At 68.7% G+C, this 15906-nt stretch carries 22 protein-coding genes; 14 read left to right on the forward strand and 8 right to left on the reverse strand.

Features of this window, described 5'->3' with window-relative positions:
• Positions 1-3: 3 nt before the first annotated feature.
• From ABZU72_RS23580 to ABZU72_RS23590, 3 genes are read right to left on the reverse strand one after another with little or no spacing between them, the layout of a single operon-like run.
• Positions 4-261, reverse strand: coding sequence for a hypothetical protein (locus ABZU72_RS23580; RefSeq protein WP_091052322.1), 258 nt, complete (start codon positions 259-261; stop codon positions 4-6).
• A gap of 42 nt (positions 262-303) precedes the next feature.
• Positions 304-957 (reverse strand): hypothetical protein, encoded by a 654-nt coding sequence (locus ABZU72_RS23585; protein WP_355021217.1) that lies wholly within the window; start codon positions 955-957, stop codon positions 304-306.
• Complete coding sequence (locus tag ABZU72_RS23590) at positions 947-1408, reverse strand: pyridoxamine 5'-phosphate oxidase family protein (RefSeq protein ID WP_355021218.1); 462 nt, start codon at positions 1406-1408, stop codon at positions 947-949. Before ABZU72_RS23590 ends, ABZU72_RS23585 begins: the two co-directional genes overlap by 11 nt.
• A gap of 72 nt (positions 1409-1480) precedes the next feature.
• Here ABZU72_RS23590 and ABZU72_RS23595 point away from each other — a divergent pair, with 72 nt between their 5' ends.
• The 3 genes from ABZU72_RS23595 (at position 1481) to ABZU72_RS23605 (ending at position 4381) form a co-directional block, all read left to right on the forward strand.
• Positions 1481-1777: a DUF1905 domain-containing protein gene (locus ABZU72_RS23595; RefSeq protein ID WP_355021219.1), complete on the forward strand. Its 297-nt coding sequence runs from the start codon at positions 1481-1483 to the stop codon at positions 1775-1777.
• A 66-nt stretch (positions 1778-1843) separates the two neighbouring features.
• A complete protein-coding gene (locus ABZU72_RS23600; protein WP_355021220.1) occupies positions 1844-2734 on the forward strand; it encodes an aminoglycoside phosphotransferase family protein in 891 nt (296 codons plus the stop codon).
• A 405-nt stretch (positions 2735-3139) separates the two neighbouring features.
• Positions 3140-4381, forward strand: coding sequence for a DUF222 domain-containing protein (locus tag ABZU72_RS23605; RefSeq protein ID WP_355021221.1), 1242 nt, complete (start codon positions 3140-3142; stop codon positions 4379-4381).
• 7 nt (positions 4382-4388) lie between these two features.
• Here the strand turns inward: ABZU72_RS23605 and ABZU72_RS23610 are convergent, their stop codons facing one another.
• Both ABZU72_RS23610 and ABZU72_RS23615 read right to left on the reverse strand, forming a co-directional pair.
• Entirely contained in the window at positions 4389-5012 is a 624-nt protein-coding gene (locus ABZU72_RS23610) for a TetR/AcrR family transcriptional regulator (protein WP_355021222.1), read from the reverse strand.
• Positions 5009-5146, reverse strand: a complete 138-nt coding sequence (locus ABZU72_RS23615; RefSeq protein WP_355021223.1) for a hypothetical protein — start codon at positions 5144-5146, stop codon at positions 5009-5011. Before ABZU72_RS23615 ends, ABZU72_RS23610 begins: the two co-directional genes overlap by 4 nt.
• A gap of 278 nt (positions 5147-5424) precedes the next feature.
• Between ABZU72_RS23615 and ABZU72_RS23620 the strand changes: the two genes are divergently transcribed.
• The 8 genes from ABZU72_RS23620 (at position 5425) to ABZU72_RS23655 (ending at position 12070) form a co-directional block, all read left to right on the forward strand.
• A complete protein-coding gene (locus ABZU72_RS23620; RefSeq protein WP_355021224.1) occupies positions 5425-6432 on the forward strand; it encodes a TIGR01777 family oxidoreductase in 1008 nt (335 codons plus the stop codon).
• The gene (locus ABZU72_RS23625) at positions 6429-6725 is read left to right on the forward strand and encodes a DUF2087 domain-containing protein (RefSeq protein ID WP_355021225.1); all 297 of its coding nucleotides are present in this window, start codon (positions 6429-6431) and stop codon (positions 6723-6725) included. The genes ABZU72_RS23620 and ABZU72_RS23625 overlap by 4 nt, the downstream gene beginning before the upstream one ends.
• 37 nt (positions 6726-6762) lie before the next feature.
• Entirely contained in the window at positions 6763-7182 is a 420-nt protein-coding gene (locus ABZU72_RS23630; RefSeq protein WP_355021226.1) for a hypothetical protein, read from the forward strand.
• Positions 7183-7239: 57 nt separating this feature from the next.
• On the forward strand, positions 7240-7896 hold the full coding sequence (locus ABZU72_RS23635; protein ID WP_355021227.1) for an exonuclease domain-containing protein: 657 nt from the start codon (positions 7240-7242) through the stop codon (positions 7894-7896).
• A gap of 132 nt (positions 7897-8028) precedes the next feature.
• Positions 8029-8892 carry a L,D-transpeptidase family protein gene (locus ABZU72_RS23640; RefSeq protein ID WP_355021228.1) on the forward strand — a complete coding sequence of 288 codons (864 nt, stop codon included), beginning with the start codon at positions 8029-8031 and terminating at the stop codon, positions 8890-8892.
• Between the two features lie 74 nt (positions 8893-8966).
• Positions 8967-10163 carry a phosphoglycerate dehydrogenase gene (serA, locus tag ABZU72_RS23645; RefSeq protein ID WP_355021229.1) on the forward strand — a complete coding sequence of 399 codons (1197 nt, stop codon included), beginning with the start codon at positions 8967-8969 and terminating at the stop codon, positions 10161-10163.
• A 17-nt stretch (positions 10164-10180) separates the two neighbouring features.
• Positions 10181-10798: a hypothetical protein gene (locus tag ABZU72_RS23650; RefSeq protein ID WP_355021230.1), complete on the forward strand. Its 618-nt coding sequence runs from the start codon at positions 10181-10183 to the stop codon at positions 10796-10798.
• 39 nt (positions 10799-10837) lie between these two features.
• Positions 10838-12070: an MFS transporter gene (locus ABZU72_RS23655; RefSeq protein ID WP_355021231.1), complete on the forward strand. Its 1233-nt coding sequence runs from the start codon at positions 10838-10840 to the stop codon at positions 12068-12070.
• Here the strand turns inward: ABZU72_RS23655 and ABZU72_RS23660 are convergent.
• Positions 12067-12324 carry a DUF4031 domain-containing protein gene (locus tag ABZU72_RS23660; RefSeq protein WP_355021232.1) on the reverse strand — a complete coding sequence of 86 codons (258 nt, stop codon included), beginning with the start codon at positions 12322-12324 and terminating at the stop codon, positions 12067-12069. The two genes, ABZU72_RS23655 and ABZU72_RS23660, sit on opposite strands and share 4 nt — an antisense overlap.
• A gap of 64 nt (positions 12325-12388) precedes the next feature.
• Here ABZU72_RS23660 and ABZU72_RS23665 point away from each other — a divergent pair, with 64 nt between their 5' ends.
• Positions 12389-12739 (forward strand): hypothetical protein, encoded by a 351-nt coding sequence (locus ABZU72_RS23665; RefSeq protein WP_160026922.1) that lies wholly within the window; start codon positions 12389-12391, stop codon positions 12737-12739.
• Here the strand turns inward: ABZU72_RS23665 and ABZU72_RS23670 are convergent, their stop codons facing one another.
• A complete protein-coding gene (locus tag ABZU72_RS23670; protein ID WP_355021233.1) occupies positions 12740-13453 on the reverse strand; it encodes a GntR family transcriptional regulator in 714 nt (237 codons plus the stop codon).
• A gap of 158 nt (positions 13454-13611) precedes the next feature.
• On the opposite strand from ABZU72_RS23670, the gene ABZU72_RS23675 reads away from it, so the two are divergent.
• On the forward strand, positions 13612-14223 hold the full coding sequence (locus ABZU72_RS23675) for an alpha-ketoglutarate-dependent dioxygenase AlkB (protein ID WP_355021234.1): 612 nt from the start codon (positions 13612-13614) through the stop codon (positions 14221-14223).
• Positions 14224-14235: 12 nt separating this feature from the next.
• On the opposite strand, the gene ABZU72_RS23680 is transcribed toward ABZU72_RS23675, so the two are convergent.
• Positions 14236-14673: a hypothetical protein gene (locus tag ABZU72_RS23680; RefSeq protein WP_355021235.1), complete on the reverse strand. Its 438-nt coding sequence runs from the start codon at positions 14671-14673 to the stop codon at positions 14236-14238.
• 186 nt (positions 14674-14859) lie between these two features.
• Between ABZU72_RS23680 and ABZU72_RS23685 the strand changes: the two genes are divergently transcribed.
• Positions 14860-15873 carry a MoxR family ATPase gene (locus tag ABZU72_RS23685; RefSeq protein WP_355021236.1) on the forward strand — a complete coding sequence of 338 codons (1014 nt, stop codon included), beginning with the start codon at positions 14860-14862 and terminating at the stop codon, positions 15871-15873.
• The last annotated feature ends 33 nt before the right edge of the window (positions 15874-15906 follow it).

The following is a 15906-nucleotide window of genomic DNA, read 5'->3' on the forward strand; positions in this document are numbered from 1 at the left end:
GCCTCACCCGAGCGCAACGACGCGGAGCTGGTGAGGGGGTGGACAGTTCTGCACCCAAAGGTCTCGGCACTCGCGGCACAACAGGTAGGTGTGGGTGCACCGGTCGTCGGGACAGAGCACGGTCACCGCGTACGCCGCCACCTCGCCACAAGGCTCCGCGTCGCTGTCCGGGCTGCCACAGCTGCACTCACAGGCAGGCCGCTCGCCGAGCTCCTCCTCGAGCCGCTCGATCTCCTCATCGATGGTCGTGCTGATGGTCATGACATCTCCTCCGTCTGGATCGGATGTCGTCCTCACCACCACCTAAACAGAGACCACCGACAGTTCTGCCTCATGGATCGTGGTCTCGAAGCCGAGATCGGGACGTGAACCTCCGACCGGGGTCAGCTGCACGACGACCCCGGTCGCGACGTCCAGCGCGACGTCGTACGCCTCGGGGTAGACCGTCCCCGGGGACGGCTCCCAGCCCGGGTCGCCGTCGCCGTACTCGTAGCGGTCGGAGACCCAGGACCACAGCAGCGGACAACAACCGCACCGCGGCTCGTACCCGTCCCCGGGCACCGCCCTCGCCCACCAGGTCTCCCGACCCGCTCGCTCCTCCGAACGCAGGTCGCCCAGCAGGACGTCGGCGGAGAGCTCTTCGGGATCGAGCATCGACACGAAGACGTAGTTGTTCCACATCGGGTCGTCGATGTCGTGGGTGTAGGCCCGCGACCGGCTCTCCACCAGACCGTCGGCGCGAAGCACCGGCTCCGGATCGAACACCGGACCCTCACCCCTCTTTACGCGATCCCCGCCGGCATCGCGCACCCGGAGCCAGCCGGGTCTGCGCAACCAGCACTCGACGTCGCCTTCGTCCCGCGTCCGCCAGGTGAAGTGCAGAGCGGAGAAGAGCCACGGCGAGGATCGGGCGAGCGCGCGGAAGGTGTCCTCGGTCAGCGGGATCTCAGCTTCCATCGGACCCGCCCTCGTCCAGCCAGCGGCCGTTCCGCATCAGGTGGCGTCCCTCGAGCTCGTTCGACTCGCGCCACGCCTGGATCTTCGTAGGCCGGACGCGGATCAGGCTGTCCGCCCAGCTGCTCGGGTCGCCGCCCTGCTTCTCGGCGTAGATCTCCAGGACCCGCTTCGGCGTACGCTCCATCGGCTCGACCTCGGCGCGACCGTCGATGATCACGACGTCGCGCAGCTCGCCTAGCGCCAGGCGTACGACCGGGGAGGCGGACAGGTTGCGCTGGGTGCGCGCACCGCCCATGCTCGCGATCCAGATCTCGCCCTCCCACCACACGAACGAGATCGGCACCAGCCACGGCTGGTCGTCGTGCGCGGAGGCGATCCAGAGGTCGATGTCGTTCTCCAGACGAGTGCGGGTGTCGGAGAGTCTCTGGGCGAGGGAGCGAGGGTCAGCCATGGCCGCACCCTAGCCGCCGGCCATGCCGGTCGATCCATCATTTTCCAGACGCCGACCTGGGAGGATGAGCGCGTGGAGACCTGGGATTTCGAGGCCGAGCTGTGGCCGTGGAAGGACACGACCGACGCCTGGATCTTCGTGACCGCGCCACCTGAGGTCACCGAAGAGATCCGCGAGGCGTCGATCGCGACCGGCCCGCCGCGCGGCTTCGGGTCGGTGAGGGTCGAGGCGCGGATCGGCACGACCACCTGGAGGACGTCGGTCTTCCCAGGCCAGGAAGGCTATGCACTGCCGATCAAGAAGGACGTACGCCGCCGGGAGGACCTCCAGGTCGGCGATCGGGCGCTCGTCTCGATCACCCTCGTCTGACCTTCGCGAAAATCCCGCGCGGAGCCGGCCATCGGCATGGTTGGCTCGGGCACGATGAGCGCACGGATGCACGATGACGAACTGATGATCGACGCGGACCTGGTGCGGTCCCTGCTGAGGCGGGACCTCGCCGCGTACGCAGAACTTGCCCTCCGCCCGCTGGACTCGACCGGGTCGACCAACCGGCTCTTCCGGCTGGGCGAGGAGCATCTCGTACGCCTCCCCCGCCAGCCCGGCGGATCCGCCACGATCACGCAGGAGGCGCGCTGGCTGCCCGGGTTCGCGGCCAACCTCGAGGTGGCGACGCCCGAGGTGGTGACGGTCGGCGAGCCGGGCTTCGGCTATCCCGAGCGCTGGAGTGTGGTGCGCTGGCTCGACGGCGAGAAGCCTGCCCCTGGCGCGGGTGACGTCACCGCCGCGGACCTGGCCTCGGTCGTGACGGGGCTCCGCCGGACCGAGGTGCCCCAGGAGGCCCTCGACGACCCCGAGCTGCGCTGGTATCGCGGCGAGCCGATCGCCGGCTTCGATGTCGACGTCCGGTCGAGGCTGCGTGAGTGTTGCCAGCTCGCCGATCTCGAGCTGGACCTGGACGCGGTCGAGTCAGTCTGGGACGAGGTGATGGCCCTCGCCCCTGCGGAGGCCGGGACCCACTGGCTCCACGGCGACCTGCTCGCCGAGAACCTCCTCTCCCGCGACGGCCGCCTCACCGCCGTACTCGACTTCGGAGCCCTCTCCGTCGGCGACCCCACCGTCGACCTGATCTGTGCCTGGGAGCTCCTCGACGCAGCCGGCCGCGACGAGTTCCGCAGGATCTTGGACATCGACGACGCCACCTGGCTTCGCGGCCGCGGCTGGGCCCTCTTCATCGCGCTCATGACCTTCCCCTACTACTGGCAGACCATGCCCGTGCGCTGCGCCGACCGCCTCGTGATGGCCCGGGCCGCGCTTGTGGGTTGAGCGTGGTTTGTGCCTGAGTTCCAGCGTGGGTGGGGCCAATACGTTGTCTGGGTTGGGAGATTTAGAACCAGGGTGCCTGGCTGGGTGCCATTTGGCTGTCTTGCGGGCTTCCAGCAGCGGTCTGGGTCTTGGTTGGGATATCTGTCCCTGATTGGGTTCGGTTGTTTTGCGTTGTGTGGTAGGCTCGGCACAGGCGTAAATGTGAAGGCCGACCACCTCAGAATGAGGCGTGCTCTGTCGCTCGGGAGACAACGGGTGTGGGGTAATCCAGGGGAACCAGGGGCGTGAACGCTGAGCTGCGAGGGTAAGTAATAGCCCGTACTGCCGGGCCTCCGAGACCAGCGAACCAGAACACATCCGCGTGCGCGGGTGTGAAGAGTTCGTACGTCGGGAGGTGACCGTTCGATGACCACGCTGCAACAGCCCCAACACCCTGTGCTGGGGGCCGTGGTCGCGATCACCGCCTCCCTCGAGCAGGTTGCTGAGGCGAACCCCTCGTTCATGGCCACCGACCAGAAGGCCACCACCCTGCTCGAGATCGCCCGGGCTAGAGCCCAGTTGGCTGAACTCGAGCTGCGGGTGCTCGCCGCGGCCGACGACGTCGCGGCCGAGAGTGCCGCACGGGATGTCGCGGCATGGCTGCATCACCACACCCACCAGCGCCCCGAGACCCTCCGCGCCGACCTCCGCCTCGCCGAGGCGCTCGACCGTTCCTACGTGCTGGTCGCGGCCGCGATGCGGGCAGGCGCCTGCAACCCGGCCCAGGCCCAGGTGATCGTCAATGCCCTCGATGAGCTGCCAGCCGACCTTGACCCCGAGATCCGGATCAAGGCCGAGGAGGCCCTGGTCGCCTATGCGACCCAGTTCGACCCCATCCAGCTCCGCCGCCTCGGGCGCCGGATCCTGGACGTGATCGCGCCTGAGATCGCCGAGGCCGAGGAAGCGAAACGGCTCGCCGCGGAGGAGGCCCACGCCCGCAAGAAGACCCGCCTGTCCATGCGCCGGCTCGGGGACGGCACCACCCGCATCTCCGCGGTGGTCCCAGATGCGGCCGCGGACCGGCTCACGACCAACCTGGAGGCCTTCGCCTCACCCCGCCGCGACGACGGCACCCGCACCGACACCGGCGAGTACCTTCCCTACGACCGCCGCCTCGGGCGAGCGTTGTGCCAGATGCTGGAGACCCTCGACCCGACCCGGCTCCCGATCCACGGCGGGGACGCCACCACCGTTATCGTGACCATCGATATCGACCAGCTCCGCAAGGAAGCCGGCATCGCCCAGATCCTCGGCGGCACCCCGATCACCGCCGCCGAAGCCCGCCGTCTAGCCTGCACCGCAGGCATCATCCCCGCCGTCCTCGGCGGTGCTTCCGAGGTTCTTGACCTGGGCCGTATGCAACGCTTCTTCACCGCCGCCCAACGCCGCGCTCTCCTCCTCAGGTCAGCGACCTGCGAGGCCGAGGGGTGCGACATCCCCGGCACCTGGGCCGAGGCCCACCACTGGATCGCCTGGGCACTCGGCGGAAACACCGACCTCGACAACGCCGCCCTGCTCTGCTCCCATCACCACCACCGCGCCCACGACACCGCGTACCTCCACGAACGCCTACCCAGCGGCGACATCCGGTTCACCAGACGCACATAGAGTGGCGCTAGCCGCGGCCTTTGAGCCGGGAGCGAAGGATGAGCCGGGCCGTCGGCCCGAGATCCTCGATGACCTCGACGAGCGTGCCGAGCTGCTCGAGGGAGGCGAAGGCCGAATCCGCGCCGGGGCGGTCGACGCCGTCGTACATGAGCAGGCCGATGAACGCCGAGCTGATCGCGCGCGATAATCCAGGCGCGTCAACCACGGCCTCGACCGGGCTTCCAGTCAAGGCGCGAGCGACAGCGGCCTCGACCTCTTCGTTCCACCGACCCAGCGCGTACCGCGCTGTCTCGGCCAGCGTTTGGTCGCGCTGCGCACCGGCCAGGAGCTGAGCCATCAGCGTGATGTTGCCCGCGGCTCGTTCCCGCTCATGAAGCCCGCGACCGAGCTCCAGCAGCTCGCTCAGCGAGGTCACCTCCGCGAGCTCGTCCCGATAGGACGCCGCCGCCTCGTCCGTCGCCGCCCGGCACGCCTGGTCGACGAGATCCATGACGGTTCCGAAGTGGTAGAAGACCAGCGCCTGGTTGACCCCTGCCCGGTCGGCGACCGCCCGCGCCGAGAGACCGGCGATCCCCTCCTGCTTGAGCAGGTCGGTGACCGCCGACATCAGCTTGGCCTTGGTGGGGTTCATTCTGCGGCGGGCTCCTTGGTGACGAGCAGGTTGTAGCCGATCAGGACGAGACCGAGTATGCCGCCACCGATGAAGCCTACGAACGCGCAGAGCAGGGCGATCCACGGCCCGGCATGGATCCATCCTTCCGCCATCACGAGTCGCGCGGGTCGACACCGGCGTTCCCGCCAACGCGAAGTAGACGAAGATCTCAGGAGTACGCAGCGCCCGGATCCGCGCACGACGGGTGATCGCATGCGCGAGGAGTCCCGCGATCAGACCGGCGGCGACAGCCATGCCCGGAGGAAGACTCCGAAAATGATCCGCACCAGACCCACCACGTACGCCTCCTCCGACTCATTTGAGCGATTGCTCAAATTCAAGGTAGCGCACCTCTTGAGCGATCGCTCAAATTGACCGTATGGTCGCAGACATGAAGATCGTCATCCCTGGCGGAACCGGCCAGGTCGGAGGCATCCTGCGGCGTTCCTGGAGCACTCGAGGACATGAGGTCGTGGTGCTCTCCCGCCACCCCGAACAGCTGGAGGAAGGCGTACGTCATCAGGTCTGGGACGGCCGGACGATCGGTCCGTGGGCAGATGAGATCGACGGCGCGGACGTGGTGGTGAACCTCGCGGGCCGGACGGTCAGCTGCCGCTACACCGACGTGAACCTGAAGCAGATGATGGACTCGCGCGTCGAGTCGACCAGGGTCGTCGGCGAGGCGATCGCGAAGGCATCGGCTCCGCCGCACACATGGCTGCAGATGAGCACCGCGACGATCTACGCCCACCGCTTCGACGGGCCCAACGACGAGGCGACCGGCATCATCGGCGGTAGCGAACCCGACACCCCCGCCTACTGGGAGTTCTCGACGAGGATCGCCAAGAGCTGGGAGGCCGAGCAGGCCGCGGCGGCAACACCACACACCCGCAAGGTTGCGCTCCGCTCGGCGATGGTGATGAGCCCTGACAAAGGCGGCGTCCTCGACGTACTCCTCACCATGGCGCGCCTCGGTCTCGGCGGGCCCGTCGCCGGCGGCGACCAGTTCGTCTCCTGGATCCATGAGACCGACTTCGTACGCGCCTGCGATCTGCTCATCGAGCACGATGCCATCGCCGGACCGGTGAACCTGGCAGCACCGGGACCATTGCCCCAGCGCGACCTGATGCGCACGCTGCGCGATGAGGCGGGCATGCCGATCGGGTTGCCCGCCACTCGCTGGATGGCTGAGGTCGGAGCCTGGGTGCTGCGCACGGACACCGAACTGCTCCTCAAGAGCCGTCGCGTCGTCCCGGGAAGGCTGCGAGAAGCGGGCTTCGAGTTCGAGTACGCCGACTGGGCCTCCGCCGCTCACGACCTCGTCAGCCGGGCACGAGGGCGGACGCGGCAGAGAAACCACTCGCTTGGCCCAGCCGGATCGGCCACGATGAAGAGGTGACTCGCGCGACCTGGCAGCCCCGACCCGACGACGCCGAGACCCTGAGACGGTTCTTCGGCAAGGACGGGCGGCTGCTGACGATCCCGTCGAAGCACGTCAAGAAGCTGGTCGTGCTCAACCAGCTCGCGCAGGCTTTCGAGCCGGGGAAGGTCTACCCCGAGCGCGAGGTCAACGACATCCTGAGACAGTTCCACGAGGACGTCGCGGCGCTGCGACGCTACCTCCACGAAGAGGGATTCATGATGCGCGAGGGCGGCTACTACTGGCGCGACGGCGGGAGCGTGGAGGTCTGAGCAGCGAGGGTCCCGTCCGTCGGGCATGATTCGCCCCATGACGATGCCGGACCAGACGGGCCAGCCAGTGCCCGGACAGCCGCCCGTGGGGTGGATCGACCTGACGATCCAGGGCAGCCACATGACCTCGAACATGATCGTGCCGACGGTGAAGCTCAACGGCCACCAGATGCCGACGCAGTACGGCCGGAACGTCTTCCCGGTGCCGCCGGGGCGCTGGAACGTCGACATGTACGCCCAGTGGACCTGGAAGTTCGGCAAGGCGTCGCTGAGCTTCGACGTCGCCGAGGGCCAGACCGTTCCGGTCTTCTACGCCGCGCCGCTGACCGGGTTCAGCAAGGGTGCGATCGGGCACGAGAAGCAGGGCAAGCCCGGAATCCTCGGCTTCGTCCTCATGATGGTCGTGCTGCTGCTCTTCATCGTCGGCATCGTGGCTCTGGGCGTGGTGTCGGGCTAGCTCCGCACGCGGGGACGCCGGCCCGGACTGTCGGTGCTCACCGATACCGTCAGCCTTGTGACCACCACCGAATCACGCGGCCGAAGCGAAGCCCGGCGAAATAGCCGGGGCTACGCGGTCCTCGACGTCGAGACGACCGGGCTCGACCCCTACCGCGACCGCGTGATCCAGGTGGCGATCCGCCAGATCGCCGCCGACGGCACCGCCGAGTCGGAGTGGGAGACGCTGGTCAACCCCGGCGCCGGCGTCGACCCCGGACCGGTCGAGGTCCACGGCCTGACCAGTGCCGACCTCGCCGGTGCCCCGCCCTTCCGGGACGTGGCCGCCACGATCGCCCAGCGTCTCGCCGGCCGGGTCTTCGTGGCCCACAACGCCGCGTTCGACTGGACGTTCGTGGCCGTGGAGTCGGACCGTGCCGGCGTACGCCTCGAGGTCCTGGAGTGGCTGTGCACGATGCGGTTCGCGAAGGCGCTCGCGCTGGAGGTTCCGGACAAGTCCCTGGCGACCATCGCGGCCTACTACGCGGTCGAGCAACTGAGGGCCCACGACGCCGGTGACGACACCCGGGTGGCCGCGGAGATCCTGCTGCGCGAACTGGCCGACGCCGACCGGGTCGGCCTCACCCTGCCTCTGGTGGAGTGCAACACCTCGCGACACCGGCTGAAACGGACCGTACGCCGTTGGTTCAGCCGCGTCCGGCGACCGCTTCACTGAGAGATCGTCCCAACATCCGGGACATCTCCCGCAGAGATGCAACCGGAGAACCCGGTTCGGACATCACTATCTCGTCGGCCCCGCGTTACTTGAAGTAACAACACCTTGAGGGCCTTGGTCCGAAGTGAGGCGATGAAGATGGTCATCCGGGGATTGATCGCCGGGGCGCTCGCCGCCCTGTTGGCAACGACGTTCGCGGCCTGCGCCGTGGAGCCGGCCGCCGCGCCTGGGCCCGAGGCGACTGCCTCACCGGCCGCGGGCTCCTCCTCCGCCAGCCCCTCGGCATCGCCGAGCGCCACGCCGACACCGTCGCCCAGCGCGAAGCCGAAACCCGAGCCGAAGCCGTCCCCGACCTCGGGTCCGCGGCTCTTCGGCAAGGGTGACAGCGGTGACGACGTACGTGACCTGCAGGCGCGCCTGAAGCAGATCGGCTGGTTCAACGCGGGCGTCACCGGGTTCTACGGCAACGTCACCACCGAGGCCGTCTCCGGTTTCCAGGGCAAGCGCGGCATCGCGGTCACCGGCTTCGTGGACCAGACCACGCTCGACCGGCTGCACGCGATGACCCGCGAGCCGACCGAGGCCGAGCTGACCAACGCGCCGCCGCCGGTGCCCTCCGGCAAGCTCGACCCGCGCTGCCTGACCGGCCGGGTGATGTGCATCGACAAGTCCACCTCGGTGCTGCGCTGGGTCGTCGGCGGGACCGTACAGATGAGCGTCGAGGTGCGGTTCGGCTCACAGGAGCTGCCCACCCGCGAGGGCCAGTTCTCGGTCTTCGCCAAGAGCCGCGACCACGTCTCCTCCATCTACAAGACCCCGATGCCGTTCGCGATGTTCTTCTCCGGCGGCCAGGCGGTCCACTACTCCCCCGACTTCGCCGCCAACGGCTACAACGGCGGCTCCCACGGCTGCGTGAACGTGCGCGACTACGGCGCCATCACCTCGCTCTACGACCAGGTCGACATCGGCGACGGCGTCGTCATCTACTGGTCCTGAGAACCGCCGTGCGCGCCCGTCCGGCCCTCGGGCAGGATTGAGGAGGCGTACGTCCCGCGTCTTAGGCTTGAGCCATGAAGGCGCTGCTCCTGGAGAACATCCATCCCGTCGCTGTCGAGAACCTCGAGAAGGCCGGCTTCGAGGTCGAGCTGCGCAGCAAGTCTCTCTCCGAGGACGAGCTGGTGGCCGACCTTCCGGGCGTGACGCTGCTCGGCATCCGGTCCAACACCCACATCACCCCGCGCGTGCTGGACGCGGCCACCGACCTCAAGGCGATCGGCTGCTTCTGCATCGGCACCAACCAGGTCGACCTGGCCGGCGCCGCCGAGCGCGGCGTGGCCGTCTTCAACGCCCCCTACTCCAACACCCGCTCGGTCGTCGAGCTGGTCATCGGCTACATCATCTCCCTGGCGCGACGGCTGCCGGAGAAGACCGAGAAGATGCACGCCGGCGTCTGGGACAAGTCCGCGAAGGGCTCCCACGAGATCCGCGGCCGCACGTTGGGCATCGTGGGCTACGGCAACATCGGCACCCAGCTGTCCAACATCGCCGAGGCGCTGGGCATGTACGTCATCTTCTACGACATCGCCGACCGGCTGGCCCACGGCAACGCGCGCCGGATGAAGTCGCTCGACGCGCTCCTGGAGGAGGCCGACGTGGTCTCCATCCACATCGACGGACGCCCGGGCAACCTGGGCATGTTCGGCGAGGAGCAGTTCGCGAAGATGAAGCCGCGCTCGCTGTTCATCAACGCGGCGCGAGGCTTCCTGGTCGACAACGACGCGCTGCGCAAGCACATCGAGTCCGGTCACATCGCCGGCGCTGCCCTCGACGTCTTCCCGATCGAACCCAAGGCCCAGGGCGACGCCTTCGAGAGCCCGCTGCAGGGTCTCGACAACGTCATCCTGACCCCGCACGTCGGCGGCTCGACGCAGGAGGCCCAGGAGGAGATCGGCTGGTTCGTCTCCAGCAAGCTGCGCGACTTCATCCGCTCCGGGTCGACCGCGCTGGGCGTCAACCTGCCTGCCGTCCAGCCGCCGCCGCTGGCCGAGGGAGCGCGTCTCGCGCTGCTGCACGACAGCGTCCCGGGTGTGCTCGCCGACCTCAATGCGCTGCTCGCCGCCGAGGGGGTCAACGTGACCGGTCAGTACCTCGCCACCGCCGGTGAGACCGGCTTCGTGGTCACCGACGTGACCGACGTACCTGCGACGACGCTGGAGAAGATCACAGCCAACCCGCACACCCGGTGGGTGCGCGCCTACCACGCCTGACGCTAGCGTTCTGGCTCATGGAGCTCCCGCAACATTGGCCGCTGCCAGAGGCGACCGACCTTCTCGATGACGTCCTGGCAGCGTACGACGACCCGACCCGCCGCTATCACGACCGCCGGCACCTCACCGAGGTGCTGGACCGGATCGAAGAGCTGCGGGCGGAGGGAGAGCACTTCGATCCGCTGACGGTCACCCTGGCGGCGTTCTTCCACGACTCCGTCTACGACGGGGAGCGGGACGCCGAGGAGCGCTCGGCCACCTGGGCCGAGGACGCACTGGGCGCCTACGTGGATGCCGACACGGTGGCGGAGGTCGCCCGGCTGGTGCGGCTGACCGAGACCCACGACCCCACCGCCGAGGACCGCAGCGGCCGGGTGCTCTCCGATGCCGACCTGGCGATCCTGGCGGCGCCGACGGAGCGCTATGCGGAGTACGCCGCGACCGTCCGCGAGGAGTACCAGCACCTCACCGACGAGGAGTTTCGCGTCGGTCGTGCCCAGGTCCTCGAGCGGCTGCTGGAGAAGGAGTCGCTCTTCTCGACACCCTTCGCGAGGATCAGCTGGGAGGCCGCCGCGCGGGCCAACATCTCGGCCGAGATGGAGACCCTGAACACATACCTGTCACCCGACCGATAACGATTCGTTCGAATCGCTCACCGGTGACAGAATCTGCCGGTGAGCTTCCAGACGTACGCCGACCTGTGGCGGATCCCCGACGTTCGCCGCATCCTGGTGCTGGGTCTGTTCCTGCGGATCCCGATGCCGGCGTCCTCTGTCATCGTGACCCTGCACGTGGTCGGCCCGCTGGATCGCTCCTACGCCGAGGCCGGCCTGGTCTCGACGATGCTCGCGATCGCGATGGCGATCTCCGCGCCCTGGCTCGGTCGGCTCCTCGACCGCCTCGGGCTGCGGCGTACGCTCCTGCTGCCGCTGGCAATCCTCCCGATCGCCTGGTCGATCGCGCCCTGGGTCGGCTACCTCCCGCTGCTCGCGCTGGTCGCCGTCGCCGGGCTCTTCACGGTCCCGTCCTTCTCGGTCGTGCGCCAGGTGATGATCCGCTCGGTCGGTCCCGGGCAGCGCACCGCGGCACTGAGCGCCGACGCGATGATGACCGAGCTGGGCTTCATGGTCGGACCGGTGATCGGCGTGCTCGGCGCCAGCTATTTCGGCACCGCCTGGGCGATGCTGCTGATCCAGTGGCTCGGGATCGCCGCGGCGGTCGTGCTGTGGCTGTTCAACCCGATGATCACCGACGGCGAGCCGACCGTCCCGAGCGACGCCGTCCCGAGCGACGCTGTCCCGAAGCGCCGCTTCGGGCTCCCCTCGTGGGTGAACCCGGGGGTCACCCTCCTGCTCGCCGGCACCTTCACCGCCTCGCTCATCCTCATCGCCGAGGACCTCGGCACCGTGGCCGCGATGCGCGACTTCGACCGCACCGCCCTGCTCGGGCTCGTCATGGCGATCTGGGCGCTCGGCTCGCTGCTCGGCGCACTCATCTACGGCGCCCTCAACAGCCACCCCTCCACCGCGGTGATGCTCGTCCTGCTGGGTGCGACGACGGTCCTGACCGCGTTCGCCTGGGACCCGGTCTCCTTCACCGTCCTGCTCCTGCTCAGCGGCTTCTTCTGCGCACCGACTCTGACCGCCGCGCTCGAGGCGATCACCAGCAGCGTCCCTTCGAACGTACGCGGCGAGGTGATGGGCTGGCACGGCTCGGCCATCACCCTCGGCAGCGCCGTCGGCGCCCCCACCGCCGGGTTCGCCATCGACCTGATCGGCTGGCAGGGCGGCTTCGTCCTCGGCGGCGGCCTCGGCCTGCTCATCGCGGCGGCCATCTGGCTCACCACGCGACGGATGTCCACCCCAGCGGAGGCCTCGCTCCCGCCGGGCGAGAAGTCACCCGCCTAACGGGGTTTGCGGCGGCGTAGGCCGGCGGCGAGGAGAGCGGAGACCAGAACCCGAGAGGTGACCTCGACGGCACCCGCGGCGACCATGTCGTCGTAGACCTCGGCGGGTACGTCGTAGTGGTCCCGGTCGAAGCCTCGGGCCGGGATGCCCATCCGGCTCGCGAAGGCGTGCAGCTCCTCGTAGGAGGTGTCGCTGGCGAGGTGAGACCACATCCGGCCGCGACTGGGTACGTTCGGCGGGTCGATGAGGATCACGGGCCATTCTTACCGTGTCGATCCTGAGGCCACAGCCTTGACCGGTCGGCAAGAATGGTCCGTGATGAACACGACAGTGCTGTTCGAGGCTCGGGCGAGGGTGCTCCATGACCTCGATGCCCGCGGACTCGCCGGTGCGGCAGCCGTCTCCGCTCTCGAGGACGCGATGACCGAGCGTGGCTGGTGGGTGGAGCAGTGGCCGGAGGGCAAGGCGTACGTCGCCGGCCTGGTCGCCCAGGACGTCCAGGACCTCCTCTTCGACGGCGAGGCCTCGGCCCGCTGGCCGGTGTGCACCACGTGTCCGCCCGAGTCGCCGGTGCACTCGCTCCACATCACTCCCGACCTGGGAGGTCCGGACCCGATCTGGGTCTGCGAGGAGAGCGGCGACGTGGTCGCGCCGCTCGGCGACCTCTGATCAGGACGGACCGAGCTGCAGGTGCAGCGCATAGCGGTCGGCACGGTAGACCGAGCGACACACCTCGACGTAGCGATCCCCCGCGACCGACTTCCGCTGCCTGCGGAGCACGGGGACGCCGACCGAGAGGCCGAGCAGCGTGGCCTCCTCGATGTTGGCCACATCGGCACGGAAGGTGTCGTCGACCCACGACGGCCGCATCTGTCGACTGGCCAGCTCGGCGTAGAGACTGGTCGGCGCGGTGCGCTCGAGCATCCCGGGCACGATCGCCTCGTCGAGGTAGACGTCCTCGATGCAGATCGGCACCCCGTCACCGCGGCGCAGACGCCGCCAGTGGATGACGGCCGCACCTTCCTTGATGCTGAGCGCGCGGGCGATGGTGGGGCCGGCCTTCTCCCGGCCGAGCAGCAGGGTCTCGGAGGACGCCTGCATCCCCCGGCGAGCCATCTCCTCGCTGAACCCGAGCACCGGGCTCGCCGCCCGCGGCGGGCGCGCCACGAAGGTGCCCCGGCCCGGGATCCGAACCAGCAGACCGTCGGCGACGAGAGCGTCGAGCGCCTGCCGCACGGTGGCCCGGGCGACGCTGAACTTCTGGACCAGCTCGCGCTCGGAGGGCGCGGAGGCACCAGGGCTTTCGCCGATGACCAGCTCCCTGACGTACTCACGGATCTGGACGTGCTTGAGCGACCGCTCTCCCTCGACCGACCGGACCATGACCAGAGCGTAGGTGTACACCTCGCGTACGTCCCGAGTTTAGTCAAGTTGTGACATTGCAACGAGATGAGGCAGATCAACTGCAACGAAACAACAATGTCCGCCAACAATCAGTACAGCAGTAGAACACATGTTCGATCACGAGGTATGGTGGCGGGGTGGACTTCCAGGGAACACTCTTCGCCCCCACAGACGACGAGACCACCGAGACGACCTACGAGCGGATCCATCTGGACCGCGGAGCCTGGGTGGACATCGCCCGCGGCTGGCTGCCCGATCCCGACGACGTCTTCGCCGCGCTGGTCAGCGACGTCCCGTGGCACGAGGAGCGACGGCAGATGTACGACCGCGTCGTCGACGTGCCTCGGCTCCTGCACACCTATCTGCAGGGCGACCCGCTCCCCCACCCCCGTCTCGCCGAGGCCCGCGGCCGCCTCACCGCTCACTACCTGCCCGAGCTTGGCGAGCCGTTCGTCACCGCGGGCTGCTGCTACTACCGCGACGGCCACGACTCGGTCGCCTGGCACGGCGACAAGATCGGCCGGGGCCGCACCAACGACACGATGGTCGCCATCGTCTCCGTCGGCGACCCCCGCCGCCTCGCCCTGCGTCCCTATGGAGGCGGCAAGGGGATGAGCATCCAGATGGGCCACGGCGACCTCGTCGTCATGGGCGGCTCCTGCCAGCGCACCTGGGAGCACGCCATCCCCAAGGTCTCCTCCGCCGGCCCCCGGATCTCGGTCCAGTTCCGCCCCCGCAACGTCTTCTAGGTTCAGCCGGGATCAGCCGAAGGGACGCATGCTGAACCCTTCGCCGCGGTAGTAGTTGTCGATCGCGGCATTCATCCTGCTGATGAACATGTCGAGAACCCTGACCGCACTGACGTAGCTGCGATTTCTCGCGCGAGTCAGGAAGGCCGCCTCGTAGGTCGCCACGGCGGTCCTCGCCCGCCCCATCAGCTGGCCCTCGATCGAGTCGAACTGGCTGCTCACGCTCGAGAGCCGCGGCGCCCACCTCTTCCACCTGCGGTGTGAGGCGAGGTAGTTCCGCTGGTACCGCAAGGAGTCGGTGGCCGACTGGATCGCCGCGATGTCGATCCGGATCGAGGCTGCTTCGGCGGGCGCCGGCTTCGTGGCAGCGGCCACGGCGATCGGGGCGAGGCCGGCAACGAGGGCGAAGGCCACGAGCAGGACTCGCAGCCGGGTGAAGAGGTGGGGCACGGTGAACCTTTCTGAGGGAATATTGCGGCCATCGTGGCCGGTCCCGCGGACGCCTCGAACCCGTACCGCTCCCGTACCGAGAAGCCCGCCCAGCGCCGATCTCAACCGTCCCGAGGTGGGTCCCACATGCGTTCCGTACGCTGGTAGGAAAGGATGGGACCGACAGCCGACGCCCCTGGAGCCGCCTTGACCACCACCGCACCACCCATCGCCCCGCCGTCCGCTGAGGAGATCGCCAGGGCGAAGGAGATCGTCGGGCGGGTCAGCACCGCCTTCAGCAGCCGTGTGGTCGGCCAGGAGCGGCTCAGGACGGCGCTGCTGATCGCGCTCCTCTCCGAGGGTCACGTGCTGCTCGAGAGCGTGCCCGGGCTGGCCAAGACGCTGGCCGCCTCGACGCTGTCGCAGACGGTCAAGGCGCAGTTCTCCAGGATCCAGTGCACCCCCGACCTGCTGCCGAGCGACATCATCGGCACCCAGGTCTACGACCAGCGCAACCACGAGTTCGAGACCCAGCTCGGCCCGGTGCACGCCAACTTCGTGCTGCTCGACGAGATCAACCGCTCGTCCGCCAAGACGCAGAGCGCAATGCTCGAGGCGATGCAGGAGCGCCAGACGAGCATCGCGGGCCACATCCACCCGCTGCCGCGCCCGTTCATGGTGCTCGCCACGCAGAACCCGATCGAGGAGGAGGGCACCTACGTCCTCCCGCACGCGCAGATGGACCGGTTCCTGCTCAAGGAGATCGTCAACTACCCCAGCGACGCCGAGGAGCTCGTCGTCCTGGAGCGCATCGAGGCCGGCACGCTCGGCCCCGACCACGAGGTGACCCGCCCGGTCGCCGACCCCGACGACGTGATCTGGCTCCAGGAGCTGACCAAGCGCGTCTACGTCGACCCGGCGATCAAGCGCTACATCGTCGCCCTCGTCCAGGCGACCCGCAACGCCCGCCAGCTCCTCGGGCCGGAGACGGGTTCCTACGTCGAGATCGGCGCGTCCCCACGTGCCTCGATCGCGTTCCTGCAGGCCTCGCGCGCGGCGGCGCTGCTGCTCGGCCGCTCCTACGTGACTCCTGAGGACGTTCGCGAGCTGCGCCACAGCATCCTGCGCCACCGGCTCCACCTCAGCTTCGAGGCACTGGCCGAGAAGGTCCAGCCCGAGATGCTGGTCGACGCGCTGGTCCGCGCTGTCCCGAGCCCCTGACCCGAGCACCGACATGGCGACGTACCTTCCCAG

The organism is Nocardioides sp. NPDC004968, assembly GCF_040608935.1.
Classification (GTDB): domain Bacteria; phylum Actinomycetota; class Actinomycetes; order Propionibacteriales; family Nocardioidaceae; genus Nocardioides.